The sequence below is a fragment of the Vibrio mediterranei genome (assembly GCF_900088415.1).
In the GTDB taxonomy this organism is placed as follows: Bacteria; Pseudomonadota; Gammaproteobacteria; order Enterobacterales; family Vibrionaceae; genus Vibrio; species Vibrio mediterranei.
Map to the genome: position 1 here is coordinate 283,572 of NZ_FLLQ01000005.1, position 16,997 is coordinate 300,568.

11 protein-coding genes are annotated in these 16,997 nt (G+C 44.2%); 5 read left to right on the forward strand and 6 right to left on the reverse strand.

Going from position 1 to position 16,997, the window contains the following annotated elements; genetic code table 11:
• The first annotated feature begins 191 nt into the window (after positions 1-191).
• Both VME0621_RS16240 and VME0621_RS16245 read left to right on the forward strand, forming a co-directional pair.
• Positions 192-1,286, forward strand: coding sequence for a NapC/NirT family cytochrome c (locus VME0621_RS16240; protein ID WP_062458579.1), 1,095 nt, complete (start codon positions 192-194; stop codon positions 1,284-1,286).
• A 16-nt stretch (positions 1,287-1,302) separates the two neighbouring features.
• Positions 1,303-3,750, forward strand: a complete 2,448-nt coding sequence (locus VME0621_RS16245; protein WP_062458581.1) for a molybdopterin guanine dinucleotide-containing S/N-oxide reductase — start codon at positions 1,303-1,305, stop codon at positions 3,748-3,750.
• Between the two features lie 72 nt (positions 3,751-3,822).
• On the opposite strand, the gene pdxY is transcribed toward VME0621_RS16245, so the two are convergent.
• Entirely contained in the window at positions 3,823-4,680 is an 858-nt protein-coding gene (gene pdxY / locus VME0621_RS16250; RefSeq protein ID WP_062458584.1) for a pyridoxal kinase PdxY, read from the reverse strand.
• 223 nt (positions 4,681-4,903) lie between these two features.
• On the opposite strand from pdxY, the gene VME0621_RS16255 reads away from it, so the two are divergent.
• Both VME0621_RS16255 and gltS read left to right on the forward strand, forming a co-directional pair.
• Complete coding sequence (locus tag VME0621_RS16255; protein WP_062458588.1) at positions 4,904-6,160, forward strand: mechanosensitive ion channel family protein; 1,257 nt, start codon at positions 4,904-4,906, stop codon at positions 6,158-6,160.
• Positions 6,161-6,544: 384 nt separating this feature from the next.
• A complete protein-coding gene (gltS, locus tag VME0621_RS16260) occupies positions 6,545-7,771 on the forward strand; it encodes a sodium/glutamate symporter (protein ID WP_062458591.1) in 1,227 nt (408 codons plus the stop codon).
• A gap of 70 nt (positions 7,772-7,841) precedes the next feature.
• On the opposite strand, the gene VME0621_RS16265 is transcribed toward gltS, so the two are convergent.
• The 5 genes from VME0621_RS16265 to VME0621_RS16285 form a co-directional block, all read right to left on the reverse strand.
• Positions 7,842-8,384, reverse strand: coding sequence for a glutathione peroxidase (locus VME0621_RS16265; protein WP_231892963.1), 543 nt, complete (start codon positions 8,382-8,384; stop codon positions 7,842-7,844).
• Positions 8,385-8,582: 198 nt separating this feature from the next.
• Entirely contained in the window at positions 8,583-9,509 is a 927-nt protein-coding gene (locus VME0621_RS16270; protein ID WP_062458595.1) for a DnaJ C-terminal domain-containing protein, read from the reverse strand.
• A 142-nt stretch (positions 9,510-9,651) separates the two neighbouring features.
• Positions 9,652-11,547: a molecular chaperone DnaK gene (dnaK, locus tag VME0621_RS16275; RefSeq protein WP_006069335.1), complete on the reverse strand. Its 1,896-nt coding sequence runs from the start codon at positions 11,545-11,547 to the stop codon at positions 9,652-9,654.
• Positions 11,548-11,750: 203 nt separating this feature from the next.
• Positions 11,751-12,170 (reverse strand): Hsp20 family protein, encoded by a 420-nt coding sequence (locus VME0621_RS16280; RefSeq protein WP_031493751.1) that lies wholly within the window; start codon positions 12,168-12,170, stop codon positions 11,751-11,753.
• A gap of 282 nt (positions 12,171-12,452) precedes the next feature.
• A complete protein-coding gene (locus VME0621_RS16285; protein ID WP_062458597.1) occupies positions 12,453-15,311 on the reverse strand; it encodes a M16 family metallopeptidase in 2,859 nt (952 codons plus the stop codon).
• Between the two features lie 352 nt (positions 15,312-15,663).
• Between VME0621_RS16285 and glgC the strand changes: the two genes are divergently transcribed.
• Complete coding sequence (gene glgC / locus VME0621_RS16290; RefSeq protein ID WP_062458600.1) at positions 15,664-16,977, forward strand: glucose-1-phosphate adenylyltransferase; 1,314 nt, start codon at positions 15,664-15,666, stop codon at positions 16,975-16,977.
• Positions 16,978-16,997 lie beyond the last annotated feature (20 nt).

Sequence of the window (16,997 nt, forward strand, 5' to 3'; positions counted from 1 at the left end):
TATTCTCAAGGACACCATATGGTGTCCTTTTTTTGCACTCTAATTCCGACAGAGAAAAGTGAGCTTTAGCACAGTTATAAAAACCCACAAGATTAGTGCGCCTATCTATGATTCAAATCAAATCCAAACATACTACTAAAGGAGTAGCGTTATAAATAATCACGAAATGACACATTTATTAATAAATACTTATGAATTTAAAAAAACGATATATTTTGCTCATTACCTGTGTGGGAATATTAATTGGTTGGCTGAGTTTTGGCGGCACTGCTGCAATTATGCACAAAACATCCAGCACCGAATTTTGTCTTTCCTGCCATACAATGCAGATCCCTTATGAGGAATATCAAGGTTCCATCCATTTTACTAACGCAAAAGGTATTCGCGCTGAGTGTTCAGACTGCCATATACCAAGTGACCCACTCGATTACGTCATCACTAAAATCCGTGCTTCAAAAGATATCTATCACGAGTTTGTAACCGGCAAAATTGATGATGAAGACAAATATGAAGCACATCGTATGGAGATGGCAGAAACTGTTTGGGCGCAATTGCGCGCGAATGACTCCGCCACCTGTCGCTCATGTCACTCATTTGACGCAATGGATACCTACGAGCAATCTGAAGATGCCGCAAAAATGCACGAGTACGGTATTGCTAACAATCAAACATGTATTGACTGCCACAAGGGCGTCGCTCACTTCGCGCCTGAACCGGAGCTTGATACCGAAGCTTATAACCGTGTCGTTGCGCAAACGGATAACACACCAGCAGATGCGACGACGGTTTACTCCGTAGGGCCTATAGCTCTGCAAGAACTCGGCACCATCAGTCCTGCTGTAGAAATGTCCGTGGTTAAACACACTGACACTACTCGCACAGTGGCGCTGTCAGGCTACCAAATGAAAGGGGCAGAACAAGTCCTATATATGGGCAAAGGGCAGCGAAACATCATCGCAACACTTTCAGACGCGGGTCAACGAGCACTGAACGTTGGCGAGTTCGAAGCAGACGAGTATGGAAATGAATGGCGCACTGCCACCCTCACCACCGACATTACTGAACCAGTATTAGGCAGTCCTGATGCATTGTGGGGCTATGCCGAAGAGCTAGACAATGTTTACTGCTCGACGTGCCACGCAAAAATCCCAGCGAACCACTTTACGGTCAATGCATGGGGACCGGTTGCAAAAGGTATGGGTGATCGCACCGATATCTCAGCTCTTGATTTAGAAATTCTCACTAAGTTCTTCCAAAACCACGCAAAAGACGTGGCTGGTCACTAAAAATAAGGAAAGCGTTATGACAGATATTACACGTCGTGGATTCCTCAAAGGTTCAAGTATGGCAGCAGGTGCGCTCGCTTTTACTTCCTTGACTCCCCTATCCGTTTCAGCGGCATCAAAACGAGGCTCAGGTGTTCTAACCGCAGGCCGCATGGGTCCGATGCTTTGTGAAGTAGTTGATGGAAAGCTGATTTCCACTAAGAATGCGCTTGCTCAAACGGTACCAAATAGCTTGCAAACTACAGGCCCAGATCAGGTTTACACTAAAGCTCGTATCAAGTATCCAATGGTGCGCAAAGGGTATCTGGAAAACCCTGAAGCACCAGCAGGCGAACGAGGCAAAGACGAGTATGTTCGCGTGTCATGGGACGATGCTTACAAGCTGATTCACGAGCAGCATATGCGAATCCGTAAAGCTAATGGCGCAGAATCGGTATTTGCTGGTTCGTACGGCTGGCGTTCATCTGGTGTGCTTCACAAAGCCCAAACTCTACTACAACGTTATATGAGTTTGGCAGGTGGCTACTCAGGTCACCTAGGTGATTACTCTACTGGTGCCGCGCAAGTTATCATGCCTCACGTTATGGGCTCGATTGAGGTGTATGAGCAGCAAACCACACACCCAATGGTGCTAGAGAACAGTGACGTCGTTGTGCTTTGGGGTATGAACCCACTAAACACCCTTAAGATCGCTTGGAGTTCAACGGACTGCTCTGGTTTGGAGTTCTTCCACCAGCTTAAGAAGTCTGGCAAAACCATTATCGCTATCGACCCAATGCGCTCTGAAACCATTGATTTCTTCGAAGACAAAGTCCAATGGATCGCGCCTCGCCCAATGACAGACGTTGCTATGCTCATGGGTATCGCACACACCTTGGTTAAGAAAGGTAAGCACGACAAAGCCTTCTTAGGCAAGTACACCACTGGCTATGATCAATTCGAAGCTTACTTGCTAGGCAAAGAAGACGGTGTTGAGAAAACTTCAGAGTGGGCGGCGGATATCACAGGCGTTCCAGCTAAACAAATTGAGCTACTTGCTGACATCTTCAGCGACAATCGCACCATGCTTATGGCTGGTTGGGGTATTCAGCGTCAACAATTTGGCGAGCAGCGTCACTGGATGATTGCTACATTGGCGGCAATGCTAGGTCAAATTGGTCTTCCTGGCGGTGGCTTTGGTTTCTCTTACCATTACTCAAACGGTGGTAACCCAACACGTGACGCTGGCGTTCTACCTGCAATTTCTGCTTCTATTGGTGGGGGTTCGTCTGCAGGTAATGACTGGGCCATTTCAGGCGCTGTCAATTCATTCCCAGTAGCTCGAATTGTTGAAGCTCTAGAAAACCCAGGAAAAGCGTACCAACACAACGGTCATGAAAAAACCTTCCCGGACATTAAGATGATCTGGTGGGCTGGCGGTGCAAACTTTACCCACCACCAAGATACCAACCGTTTGATCAAAGCGTGGCAAAAACCTGAGCTCATTGTTATCTCAGAGATCTACTGGACCGCAGCAGCTAAACACGCTGACATCGTACTGCCTATCACCACCTCATTCGAACGTAATGATATGACGATGACGGGTGACTACAGTAACCAGCATCTCGTACCGATGAAAAAAGTCGTTGAGCCTCAAGGTGAAGCACGTAATGACTTCGACGTGTTTGCTGATATGTCTGAGCTTATCAAAGCAGGTGGTCGCGATGTCTACACCGAAGGCAAATCTGAAATGGATTGGCTAAAAGGTTTCTATGAAGCGGCTCAAAAAGGCGGTCGTGCTGCACGCGTTCGTATGCCTAACTTTGGTAAGTTCTGGGATACCAATGAGCTGATCGAAATGAAGTTCAACAAGAAAGCGGCTGGCTTTGTTCGTCACGCTGACTTTAGAAAAGATCCAGTGATGAACCCGCTTGGCACGCCAAGTGGCAAAATTGAGATCTATTCGAAAACCATTGAAGGCTATGGCTACGAAGATTGCCCAGCGCACCCTACTTGGATGGAGCCAACCGAGTTCTTCGGCTCAGCTAAAGATGGCGAGCTACAGCTAATGACAGCGCACGCAGCTCACCGCCTACACAGTCAATTTAACTACGCCAAGCTTCGTGAAGAGTATGCAATCGCTAACCGCGAGCCGATTTCAATTAACACTGAAGATGCGAAGAAGTATGGTATCAAGTCTGGCGACCTGGTTCGTGCATATAATGACCGTGGCCAAGTACTAGTTGGAGCGCTGGTTACCGATGGCATCAAACAAGGTTCTGTTTGTATCCATGAGGGTGGCTGGCCTGACCTTGATCCTGAAACTGGCATGTGCCGAAATGGTGGTGCGAACGTGCTGACTAGCGATATTCCAACTTCACGTCTTGCTAACGGATGTGCAGCGAACTCTTCATTAGTCCGTATCGAGAAGTACACTGGCAAAGTACCGGGATTAATGGCATTCACTCCGCCAAAGAATGCGTAATGTAATTCGGTAAGCAAAACGGGAAACCTAAAGGTTTCCCGTTTTTTCATTGTATAAATATCACGTCAGTCGTTATTTAACCTGAACAATCGTAAACTGCTCTTCAGGCGCCACGATCTCTTCCTGAGCTGCAATAGTTTGTAGTTCCCATTCTTGACGGTTTTGCGTCTCTTTTAAAATGGCATAGCTGGCATTATTCGCGTGAGCAAAAGCTTGCTCGGCCGTCCAGCCCTTTAATAATCCAGCTGTGAATAACGCCGAGATCAAATCACCAACACCAACCGGTTGTTTTGTAAATGTCAGATGTGGACGTTGAGCAATAAAGCAGCCTTCTTGCGTTGCCAACATCATGGTAAATTTATCGTTAGAAATACTATGTAGGTGCTTCACCAGTACCATCTTAGGTCCCAATGTCAGTGCTTTCTGGCACGCCGCTACGGCATCTTCTAATGATTCAATATCCATCTGGGTGAACTGGCTGAGTTCAAACTGATTAGGAACGATAACGTCTGCCATTGGCATAACGTCATTAACTAAATACTCGGTGGTTCCTTGAGGGACAATACAACCTTTCTCCGGGTCACCCATCACTGGGTCACAGACATAAATAGCATCCGGGTTTCGCTGCTTCACTTTAGTGACGGCATCCTTAACTGCAAGACACTGCTCTGCACTACCTTGGTAACCAGACAACACCGCATTGCAGTCCTTTAGCTGACCAATATTGTCGATACCAGCGATAAGCTCTGAAATGTCTTCTGCCGAAAATGCTTTCCCTGCCCAACCTTGTTGATACTGAGTGTGGTTTGAAAACTGCACGGTGTGAATTGGCCACACTTCAAAACCCATCCTCTGAAGTGGGAAAACCGCAGAGCTGTTGCCTGCGTGACCGTAAACCACATGCGATTGAATAGAGATAACACCTTTCATTGGAACTCCTGCACATTATTGTTCTGATTTAATTCATTGTATTTTCAATATGAGCGCCATCTTGTCAGCAAACAAGAGAAAGGTAATAAATTTCTTATCAGATATTCATAAGTTTCTTTAAACTGTATTGGAAACAAAAGCGTACACTTGTTTCTTCGTCTACGCTTTTTACATAGAATTGCTCCAAAAACGGTCTAACAATATTAAAACCAAGGACTTTAGTTTGATTGAACACCACTTTCGCGACTTCGTTGCAGATAAATTAAACATCTATATGTCGACAGGCGAGCTCGATGGCGGAACGATGACACTCGTGTTAATCGTTATAAGCTTAGCCATTGCGCTGATATGTTTTATGGTTGCCCATCATGTGTTTGTACGTTTCTTTAATCATATTCTGCTCAAAACCAATAAGCCTCTGGCGGAATGCGTCACTAATAATCGTGTATTCGAAAAACTCTCTATTCTTACACCACTGTTAGTACTAAACATATTCATACCCATTGCCATCAGTCACTATGACATTCTATCGACAGTGATTGATCGAATCTTAGCCATTTTGATTTTGCTTGTGATTCTCTGGATGGTGTATTGCTTCTTAGATGCGGTGAACGATCTGGCAACTTACAAAGGCATCACGCGTCGCATGCCTATAAAGAGTTTTGTCCAACTGATTAAGCTGTTTACCTTCTTTATTGGCGTCATTGTTACTATTTCAATATTGGCCAATGAAGCGCCCGTAATCTTGTTCTCAGGGCTTGGGGTGGCGACTGGTTTTGTCATGCTGGTCTTCAAAGACACTATATTGGGGTTTGTAGCCGGTATTCAGCTTTCAGCTAACAGAATGGTGAGCCTCAATGACTGGATACAAATGGACTCTTATGGCGCGAACGGTACTGTAGAAGAGATCTCGCTCACTACCATTAAGGTTCGCAACTTCGATAATACTGTCAGCATGCTACCTGCCTATGCATTAGTACAAAATGCTTTCATTAACTGGCAAGGAATGTCTGACTCTGGAGGGCGTAGAATTACTCGTTCAGTCAATTTAGATGTAACATCGATTCGGTTTGTTTCCAAAGAAGAAGTTGAAGAACTCACCAAACTTCGTTTATTGAGACAGTATATTTTTGAGAAGTCTAAAGAGATGGACGACTACAATCAGAGCTTGGAGCAAGATGACCTAGAAGCGAATCAACGCAAGTTCACCAACATCGGACTGTTTCGAGCTTATTTGAATGCCTACTTGCACGCGAACAAAGACATTCATCAGTATATGTTGATTATGGTCAGACAACTTCAACCAACACCAGAAGGGATACCGCTACAGATCTACGGTTTCACCAACACCACCGATTGGGGACTCTATGAAGGCATTCAATCTGATCTTTTCGATCATATCTATGCCATCATGCCACTATTCGGACTGCGACCATTTCAACAGCTTACTAGCCATGATTTCACTGCCAGTAATAGCTAACACTCTTCAAAAATCTAACTTCAATTCTCTGGCCTGAGGCGTAACACGCCTCAGCATCAGCCAATAAAACTTTTATAAATCCCATATTATTTCGCATATAAGCCATTAAATGTTCTATCTAAATATATTGTTTATCGATTGGTAACTAGCTCATTATTTCGGCACTAATCACGCCTGTTATGCTTCCCTTCCAACAATAGTATTGGTAGTAAACACCTGCCTTTTGAGACGTTGCTTACTCGTAAGGTTGCCAAGTCGAATACAATTAGATTCGACTTTTTTAGCGTCATAGTTTGCCCAATCACATTATAAGACGACGCTACAGGACGAAAGCAGTCGTTACACTCTCAGCCTCAAGGATGGTATAGACAATCGAAGTTAACTATGCACAACACTATTACCATTGATCCATTACAGTCGTTTTTGATCGCGATTGTTGTCCTGTTCGTCGGTAACTTTCTTAAGAAAAGAGTCGCCTTTCTCGACAAATACAATATCCCAGAGCCAATCATAGGCGGTCTTATTGCTGCTGTCTTAATCACGATTCCGCACTTAAATGATATTGCGATTGAATTTTCACTGCCGTTAAAAGATACCTTTATGATGCTGTTTTTCAGCACAGTGGGTTTGACAGCTAGTTACAAACAGCTTGCTAAAGGTGGTTTTAAAGTCTTTTTGTTTCTGTTTGTCGCAACGGTCTACATCATTATTCAAAATGGTGTAGGTGTAGCGCTAGCATCAGCGCTTGGCTTGAATCCACTTATGGGATTAATCGCTGGTTCAATCACGCTTTCTGGTGGGCATGGTACTGGCGCAGCATGGGCGGGCACATTTACCGAGCAATATGGCATTCAGAATACACTTGAGCTTGCTATGGCTTCCGCCACATTTGGTCTTATCATTGGTGGCATCATCGGTGGCCCAGTTGGGAACCGACTAGCAACCAAGAACAAGCTAAGTTCAGAGTTTGGCGTAAAGCATGATATTCACGCCTCACACCCAGAACTTATGACATACGACGAGGCTCAGCAAGACAAAGTCACCTCTAAAAGTATCGTTGAAGTGATTGGTCTGCTTATGATTTGCGTCGTAGGTGCTAAAACCCTCGGACCAATGATTAAGTCGCTTGGCATTCGGTGGCTTATGATCCCTGACTTTGTCTACGCACTCTTTATTGGGGTCATCATCACCAATCTATTTGAGGCAACAGGGATTAAACGTATCAATATGGAAACGGTTCATATATTAGGAACGACTTCTCTCAACTTCTTCTTGTCGATGGCCCTGATGAGTTTACAGCTTTGGGAGATATACAATCTCGCGGTACCGTTCCTGATAATTCTCACGGTTCAAACTATCGTAATGGCATTATTTGCGTATTTCGTGACGTTTCGAGTGATGGGAAAGAACTATGATGCTGCAGTTATCGCCAGTGGACATTGCGGTTTTGGGATGGGAGCTACACCGACTGCCGTGATGAATATGGGCTCAACAGTAAGCCGTTTTGGGCCATCACCAATGGCTTTCATGGTCGTACCTATTGTAGGCGCTTTCTTTATCGACTTAACCAACCTAATTATCATTCAAAGCTACATCTTCTTTATTGGTTGATACCGCTCACGATAGGCCTAGAGCTTGGATAATCATCTCAGGCTCTTGGGTCTCTTCTATGTCGAACCGCCTACAACTGTTTTTCTATCATTTGGGTGATTTTAGTGTCAGTAGGAGAAATACCTGAAGAGAATACACCAACCACCGCACCATTTTTGTCGATAAGATATTTATAGAAATTCCACTTTGGGGAAACCCCGCTCTGCTTAGCTATTTCGGAAAACACCGGGTTGGCTTGCTGTCCTTTCACTGAACTGCGCGCCATCATTGGAAATGTGACGCCAAAATCGACAAAGCAGACTTTCGCGGTATTCTCTTCGCTGCCACGATCTTGGTTGAAGTCGTTCGATGGGAAACCAACAACACTAAAGCCCTGGTCCTTAAATTGATTATGTAGCTGTTCTAATTGCTCAAACTGTCCGGTAAAGCCACATTGACTCGCGGTATTAACCACCAATAGTACTTTGCCCTGAAACTGCTCACACAGATTGACATCATTCGTCGAGTTTAAGGCTCTTTGAGTTGAATTGAGTATCGTAGGACAAGAGGCTGCCAATGTCTCTTTCGCTAGTAAGCCAAATAGTAGCCCTAAGACCAATGCTTTTAAAACCATGCTCATACTCACCTCCCTTAGACAATGATTTGTTTACGGGTAAGAATAAGAATAGTTCATCGGCAACGATGCTCAAGAATTGAAATAATCACTTATTTGATGCATAAAAATTCAGCCACATAAAGTGGCTGAATTCTAATACGTTACATTGTAATGCGTTGGCTTTAAGGCGGGCTTAGTTCATTTTACTTTAAAAGACTAAAGCGTTGCTCTGAATTGTTCTAACAACTCACGCTGTGCATCGGTCAGATTGGTTGGTGTTTCAACTTGAATCTTCACCAATAGATCGCCCGTTTCACCTTTACGATTTGTTATGCCTTTGCCAGTCATCTTGAACTTGCGCCCAGTTTGCGTACCCGCAGGGATTTTAAGCTTAAAGCGACTGTCTAGCACATTCACTTCTACTTCCCCCCCCAGAGCTGCAGTGACCATATCAACCTTGGTATTGCAGATAAGGTCATTACCATCGCGATCTAAAAACGCATGTGACCTGGTTGCAATAACGAGTAGTAAATCACCCGCAGGCCCACCATTGACACCAAATCCACCTTTACCTGAGTAGCGAATCTTTTCGCCATCTTTGATACCGGCAGGGATCTTTACATTGATCTTTTTCTGTTCACCATTGATTGGCAATTCGACCGTTTTTTCAGCCCCTTGAACCGCATCAATAAAGTCGACCGTCAGAGTATATTCTTGGTCTTGCCCTTTTTGAGCGCGCGGACGCCCACGACCACCTCGAGCTTGTGAGAAGATATCCTCAAAGCCACCAAAGCCGCCGCCACCGAAGCTACCTCCGCCAAAACCGCCACCTCGTTGACGGAATGCGTCACCGAAGATGTCTTCGAACCCACCGCCGCCATGACCACCGTGACCGCCATGTCCACCAAAGCCACCACCTTCGAATGCCGCATGACCAAATTGGTCGTACTGACTACGTTTTTCTTTGTCCGTTAGAATTTCATAAGCTTCTTTTACTTCTTTGAAATTCGCTTCTGCCGTCGCATCTCCGGGATTTTTATCGGGGTGATATTTCATCGCCAACTTCTTGTAGGCTTTTTTAATATCTTTCTCTGAGGCTCCCTTGGAGACACCTAGCACGCTGTAATAATCTCGTTTTGACATGCTAAAACCTCACTCAATTTCTCACTCAAACGGAAAAAAGGGCGTATGAGTTCCCTCTTACGCCCTGAATACCGATAAGTTTATGTATTTATGAACATAACTCAACTTTTAATTGCTCGAAAACAATTATCTGTCGGTGGCGTTACTTCACTTCTTCGAAGTCAGCTTCAACCACATCGTCATCAACATTTGATTTAGCTTGAGCCTCACCATTTGCCGCTTGAGCTTTCTGTTGAGCGATTTCCATTAGCTTTTGAGCTGCAGCCATTAGCGCTTGTACTTTCGCGTCGATCGCTTCTTTGTCTTCACCCTTGCGAGCTTCTTCAAGCTCAGTGATCGCTGCTTCGATCTTCTCTTTCTCTTCTGCAGGTAGCGCTTCACCAGCTTCTTCTACTTGCTTACGAGTACTATGAATCACTTGGTCAGCTTGGTTACGTGCCGTTGCTAGCTCTTCGAACTTCTTGTCCGCTTCTTTGTTAGCTTCTGCTTCTTGAACCATTTTCTCAATGTCTGCATCGCTCAGGCCACCTGAAGCTTGGATAGTGATCTTCTGCTCTTTGCCAGTCGATTTATCTTTCGCAGAAACATTCAAGATACCATTGGCATCAATATCGAACGTCACTTCAATCTGTGGCAATCCACGTGGCGCAGGCTGAATACCCTCTAGGTTGAATTGACCTAGAGACTTGTTGTACATCGCTTGCTTACGCTCACCTTGAACAACGTGAATAGTCACCGCACTTTGGTTATCTTCTGCGGTTGAGAATACTTGATTCGCTTTAGTTGGAATCGTCGTGTTTTTCTCAACAAGCTTCGTCATGACGCCGCCCATAGTCTCGATACCTAGAGACAAAGGAGTCACATCTAGTAGAAGTACGTCTTTAACATCACCAGCTAGTACACCACCTTGAACTGCAGCACCCATTGCTACTGCTTCATCTGGGTTCACGTCACGGCGAGCTTCTTTACCGAAGAACTCAGCCACTTTCGCTTGAACCATAGGCATACGCGTTTGGCCACCAACAAGAATGATATCGTTGATATCACCAACAGTTAACTCGGCATCCGCAAGTGCGGTTTTCAACGGCTCAATTGAACGCATCACGAGATCTTCAACTAGAGATTCTAGTTTCGCACGAGTCACTTTTACGTTCATGTGCTTAGGACCCGTTGCGTCAGCTGTTACATACGGTAGATTCACATCAGTTTGAGAAGTAGAAGAGAGCTCGATCTTCGCTTTTTCTGCTGCTTCTTTAACACGCTGCATTGCTAGTGGATCGTTTTTAAGATCAATACCTTGCTCTTTCTTAAACTCATCAACCAAATAGTTGATTAGACGGTTGTCAAAGTCTTCACCACCAAGGTGTGTGTCACCATTAGTTGCAAGAACTTCAAAGGTTTGCTCGCCTTCGACTTCATCAATCTCAATGATAGAGATATCGAATGTACCACCACCAAGGTCATACACAGCGACGGTGCGGTCACCACCTTTCTTGTCTAGACCGTAAGCAAGTGCTGCTGCTGTTGGTTCATTGATGATACGTTTAACTTCTAGACCTGCGATACGACCAGCATCTTTAGTTGCTTGACGCTGTGCATCGTTAAAGTAAGCAGGAACTGTGATAACAGCGCCAGTTACTTCCTCACCAAGGAAATCTTCCGCAGTTTTCTTCATTTTCTTAAGTACTTCAGCAGATACTTGAGGAGCCGCCATTTGTTGGCCTTTTGCTTCTACCCACGCATCACCGTTGTCCGCCTTAACGATTTTGTAAGGCATGATTTCGATATCACGCTGAACTTCTTCGTCTTCAAAACGACGACCGATTAGACGCTTAATAGCAAATAGCGTGTTCTCTGGGTTTGTAACTGCTTGACGTTTTGCAGGTTGACCTACTAGCGTTTCGCCGTCTGTATAAGCGATAACCGATGCAGTTGTGCGCTCACCTTCAGCATTTTCGATTACGCGTGGTTTGTCGCCATCGAGCACTGCAACACATGAATTTGTTGTACCTAAATCAATACCAATAATTTTACTCATAATAATACCTCTCCTCTTCGCATTATTTTTTCTAATGCAAAGTATGTAATTCTATTCTTTATTTGAGTGCAAGTATTTCACTCTTGCACTCTAGATGTCGCTACACTGCATGTGTAGGCAGCAATACTTTTTAGATAAGGCTAGTGAGATCCAATTTCAAATCGAATTCTAAAATCGCCTTATCACATTTCACTTCTCAATGATTATTTGTTGATTGAGATTTTACGTGGCTGCATTGCTTCTGGAACTTCACGAACAAGATCAACGTGCAATAAACCATTTTCCATGCTTGCGGCCTTAACGGTTACGTAGTCAGCAAGTTGGAACTTACGTTCAAAGTTACGCTCTGCGATGCCTTGATAAACGTAGTTTGGTTTGGTTTCTACAGACTTAACTTCACCAGAAACGATAAGCATATTTTCGTTCTGAGTAAGAGTTAGTGCATCTTCAGAAAAGCCTGCAACAGCCATCGTTATACGATAGTTATTTTCGTCTTTCTGTTCGATATTGTATGGAGGGTATCCATTAGAAGATGGCTTTTTCGCGCTATTTTCCGCTAGGTTGAATAGGCGATCAAAACCAATGGCATGACGGTATAGGGGAGAAAAATCTACATTACGCATAATACTATCCTCATAAATAAGCAATAGTTCTTGATGTTTGATTCACCAAGACCGGAGACATACTCTGTTGCACCTCATTGGCGCCTTAAGACATATGTTCCAAGTGTTAACAGGTTAAAGGAGCTTGTTGATATCGACTATTGCAACGTCAACGTCCTTTGATTACAGTTGCCTTTACTTCCCTAATTAGGCGAAGTAGACAACTCAGGAACTCCATTCGGCAGTTCGTGTAATCAATATATGCTTCCGAGATAAACCTGTCAACACTAATATTAGTTTTTTTTATTCTTCTTTCTCTTTGGGCAGTACCGCAACTGTGATCATATCTTTCAGAACGATTTGTTTCGCTAACTGTTGAACATCAGCCGCAGTCACCGCCGATACTAACTGTTTAAACGTCTGCTCATTAGCAAGGTTCTCGGGATAACTTGAAGCTTTGTACATCAGACCAAACCAAAAACCATTATTCTCGTAGCTCTGTTCAATACCATCAATCATAGGCGTCACTGCACGCTTAAGCTCATCATTCGATACACCCGTTTCCTGGATGTCTCTGATCAACTTACGATAGATATCAAACACGATATCGACATTATCAACTGTGGTATTGCTGTTCAAACTAAGATAACCGTAGTCCTTGTACAGTAGTGACTGTGACGAATCTACCCATGGTGAATACGCCTTACCCGTCTTTTCTCGAATAGCATCGTTGACGCGCAGCTGCAAAATAGAACGCAGTACCGCGAATCCAACCACTTGCTTATAATCGCGTCCATCAGGCAAAGAGAAGTAGCCCGACGCTAGTGCCGTGTTCTGTTCTCCTTGGTGATACAACGTGTAATGCTCACCAACGTTAAGCTGGATATCATCTCTTGGTCTAGGAACAAAGTCTTGTGCCTGGATATTTAACGCTCCAAACGTCTGAGCGACATAATCCACCGCCTGTTGTTGGGTGATGTTACCCAGCAAAGACACTTCGATTGGACCTTGATTAACAGAGCGATCGACAAACCGCTTCAATGCGGTTAACGGTAGTTTGTCGATTACCTCCACTTTCGGGTATTCCCAGCGAGGGTCATCTTGATACAACACCTTGCCAACATTAAAACCTAATACGCCCTCTGGAGTTGTCGGGTAACTGTCATAAACTGACTTGAGGCTCTGTACAGCAAGAGCATGACCGCTTGGTCTGTATCCAGGATGTGTCAAAAATGCCGCTGCCACTTTTAGTTGGTCTAGAGTATCTTGTGGTGGAACTCGGTAGTGACCTTCGATAGCATCATCAGTCAGGTAGTAACTGGCACCAATTTGTCGCCCTGAGAAAATTGACCGTAAATCGTTAATATCATGAGCTTCCAAGCCACCAGCGATGAAGGCAGAGTCAAACAAGGTAGCTAATGCGGCATCTTTCTTTGCAAGATCAAGCTTGCCTTTGCCCACTCGGACACTGATATAGACCGCATTGGATTCAAACTCAGTTGGTTTAATATTGAGATAAACGCCATTGTCGAATCGATATCGTGTCACATCTCCAAAGGCGGTTTTCTCGATTAGCTTGGCTTTCCCTGGTTGCCCAAAGTTCTGATACGCAAACTGTACTTTTTCTGCTTCTGCATATGGCTGAACTTGTGTCGATTCACTGTCTTTGTATGCCTCAAGTACCGTCTGGGCCGTAACCTTGGACTGGGGTTTATCCATCACATAAATTCTTGGATGCTTATCGCTCCAATGCTTGTTGAATATTTGGTTATACGCAGAAGTCTCTTTCGGTAACACATCACTTTCGAATAATGACAATGCAAACTCATTACTCGTTGATACCGCTTTATTGTTGATATCATTAACGATACCTGCTGCGTAGCTCGAACTCAGCGTATCTTTAGTAGCTTCAGCATCCAGCTTTAATAATGTGTGATATTTATCTAATTGGCGCTGAATTTCTTGTTTAGAAAACCCGTACTTAACCGCCTGCCTTAGGGATGATTCCAGCATATTAACCCCAGCCTGCCATTGGCCCGACTTTGTCGCGACACTCAGTTGATTACTCGTAACAACATCAAACTGATTGTAAGAGCCAACATAGGGAGATAACAGTTCGCCTTGACTTGCGAAAGCGGTTGTTTCTAGACGGTATTGAAGCGCCTGATTAGCTACATGAAGCATGAACTCTTCAACTCGCTTGGCACGAGAATCAGGCGCTCGATTTATAGGCTCTAAGTAGTTAAATTCAACATGTGTCGTCACATTACTATCTTTAAACACTCTTGCTTCGGCTGTGGTTGGAAACATCACTTGCTTGCCATAAGGAACAATGTCATGACCTTTGTTATCCCAGCTTGCAAATTGTTTCTCTACCATGGAGAACACAGATTGGACGTCAACATCTCCTGCAATAACTAAGGTTGTATGATTAGGCGTGTAATAGCTGTGGTAGAACGCTTTTAATCTCGATTGATTAACTTCCTTCATTCCTTCTAACGTGCCAAGTGGAATACGGTCGATAATATTCGCCCCTTGGAGTACATAGCTAGACCAATCTTTAAGTATTCTTAAATCTAAAGTTGTTCGTTCGCGAACTTCTGAAGAAATAACGGGTAACTCACGAGCAATAGCGTCCTTATCTAGTGTTAATTCTGATGCCGTTTCTCTCATCAAAAACAAGGCCGTCGATAGCGTCTCTTTATCGTTTTTTGGCAGATCTAACATGTAAACCGTCTGCTTGAAGTTCGTCTCTGCGTTACTGTCCTTACCAAAAGACAATCCGTGTCGCTCTAGAATCTGAATCATGTCGCCTTCAGGCACATGAGTAGAACCGTTAAACGCCATATGTTCTAAAAAGTGCGCAAGACCCGGTTGTTTGCCAGTTTCTTGTAGCGATCCCGCACCAACTCGCATTCGAATCGAAATCGCTTTTTTCGGTTTTACGTTCTGAATCACGACAACCCGCATACCATTGTCTAAGACTTTTACATGCAATTTCTCATTCAACGGCAAATCAGACTGTTCAAACCAAAGGGTTGCTTTATTATTCGGCGTCTCAACATGCGCATTGGTCGCATATGAGAGTGATAGAAGGAGCAAGGTAACGATAAATACTGATGATTTCATCAGATAAGCTCGACCTAATTGAGGAAAAACCATATCAAAAATTCCCTGAAAGTTGGTGTTGTCACTTGGGCGTAACAATACACAGATAGTGTGCATAGTTTCTTATTGTATTAAAAACTAACCAATGTCTTTGTAATAGTCTGTAGTAGCGTGTTTCGCAATTACATTGTTGCGAGGCATATGTGACAAATCACCTATTTCATAATTTTTGATAAATCTTTACCCATTATGGTATGGATTGCATAAGAGAATTCTGCTCTTATGGAAAGGATTATTAACGACGTCATCGAGCGTGAGAGTCGACAAATAACCGTCCCAAAGAAGGACGACGACAGCCACACTCCCCCGAAACGTCTTTTGTGCTTGTAATATAAGGAGTTATACAATGCCGAAGGAAAATCAATATTCCCACATTTCTAGTAACGCTCGTCTTCGTAATACCACCGCGATGATCCTAGCGGGAGGTAAGGGAACACGGCTTAAAGAACTCACCTCAACTATTGCTAAACCAGCGGTCTCATTTGGCGGCAAATTCAAAATCATCGACTTTGCCTTATCAAACTGTATTAACTCTGGTATTCGCAAAGTTGGTGTACTCACTCAGTACATGGCTCAGGACCTAATTAGCCATATACAATCAGGTTGGCAATCGTCCTATTCTGCCTTAGGTGAAGGTGTCCATATCATTCCTGCGCAACAACGTGTTGGCGAAAACTGGTATCGAGGCACCGCGGACGCTATCTACCAAAACCTCGACCTGATAAAACGACACGATCAAACTGAGCGCATCTTGATTCTTGGTGGAGACCATATCTACAAGATGGACTACTCCCGAATGATCAACTTCCATGTGGAAAGCGGCGCTGATGTCACCGTAGCTTGTATTCAAAAGCCCATTGAGCAAGCATCTGAATTTGGCGTAATGGGATTAAACGATGAAGGCGATATCATCAACTTTGTAGAGAAACCAACAAACCCAACGCCTATGCCCAACGATGACTCTAAAGCTCTCATTTCAATGGGCATCTACATTTTTAACGTAGACGTTCTAGATGCTGAATTGCGTCAGGCTCTTACCTGTCCTGACTATAAGCACGATTTCGGACACAACATCATCCCTAGTCTTATCGGTCGCAGCAATCTCAAAGGCTATGTGTTTACAGAACGTGGTCATCCGGGCGCCAATGGCTATTGGCGAGATGTCGGTCATGTAGATGAATATTATGCTGCCACGATGGACTTACTCGCTCCGACACCAGAACTAGATATCTATGACAAGAGCTGGCCTATTATGACCAACCAAGTTCAGCGTCCTGGAGCTAAGTTTCTGTTTAATGACCCAAATCGTCGTGGATATGCCGTAGACTCAGTGGTTTGCGCCGGAGCAATTATCTCGGGTGCACAGGTTACACATACTTTGGTCTCTTCTGATGTTCGCATCGATGATTTTACCGAAATCACTGACAGCATTTTGCTGCCAAGTGCTTCGGTAGGACAAAACTGCAAGCTGAAGAAAGTGATTGTCGGCGAAAACTGTCACATTCCAAACAGTATGGAAATCGGCTTTGACGTGGAACTGGATAAGCAGCGCTTTACTGTTACTGACGAAGGCATCGTCCTCGTCACTCAGGACATGTTCCCGCTGAAAGAAGACAGCCCTCTCGTTTCCGAAGGTGAGAAAAACGCTCAAACCGCGTAACGGCTTCTCGCATTCCTCTA

What these genes read in the sequence shown, in the direction of transcription:
- VME0621_RS16285 (WP_062458597.1), bottom strand. Translation starts at nt 15,311, where the DNA reads ATGGTTTTTCCTCAATTAGGTCGAGCTTATCTGATGAAATCATCAGTA.
- VME0621_RS16270 (WP_062458595.1), bottom strand. Translation starts at nt 9,509, where the DNA reads ATGTCAAAACGAGATTATTACAGCGTGCTAGGTGTCTCCAAGGGAGCC.
- VME0621_RS16280 (WP_031493751.1), bottom strand. Translation starts at nt 12,170, where the DNA reads ATGCGTAATGTAGATTTTTCTCCCCTATACCGTCATGCCATTGGTTTT.
- VME0621_RS16245 (WP_062458581.1), top strand. Translation starts at nt 1,303, where the DNA reads ATGACAGATATTACACGTCGTGGATTCCTCAAAGGTTCAAGTATGGCA.
- glgC (WP_062458600.1), top strand. Translation starts at nt 15,664, where the DNA reads ATGCCGAAGGAAAATCAATATTCCCACATTTCTAGTAACGCTCGTCTT.
- gltS (WP_062458591.1), top strand. Translation starts at nt 6,545, where the DNA reads ATGCACAACACTATTACCATTGATCCATTACAGTCGTTTTTGATCGCG.
- pdxY (WP_062458584.1), bottom strand. Translation starts at nt 4,680, where the DNA reads ATGAAAGGTGTTATCTCTATTCAATCGCATGTGGTTTACGGTCACGCA.
- dnaK (WP_006069335.1), bottom strand. Translation starts at nt 11,547, where the DNA reads ATGAGTAAAATTATTGGTATTGATTTAGGTACAACAAATTCATGTGTT.
- VME0621_RS16240 (WP_062458579.1), top strand. Translation starts at nt 192, where the DNA reads ATGAATTTAAAAAAACGATATATTTTGCTCATTACCTGTGTGGGAATA.
- VME0621_RS16265 (WP_231892963.1), bottom strand. Translation starts at nt 8,384, where the DNA reads ATGGTTTTAAAAGCATTGGTCTTAGGGCTACTATTTGGCTTACTAGCG.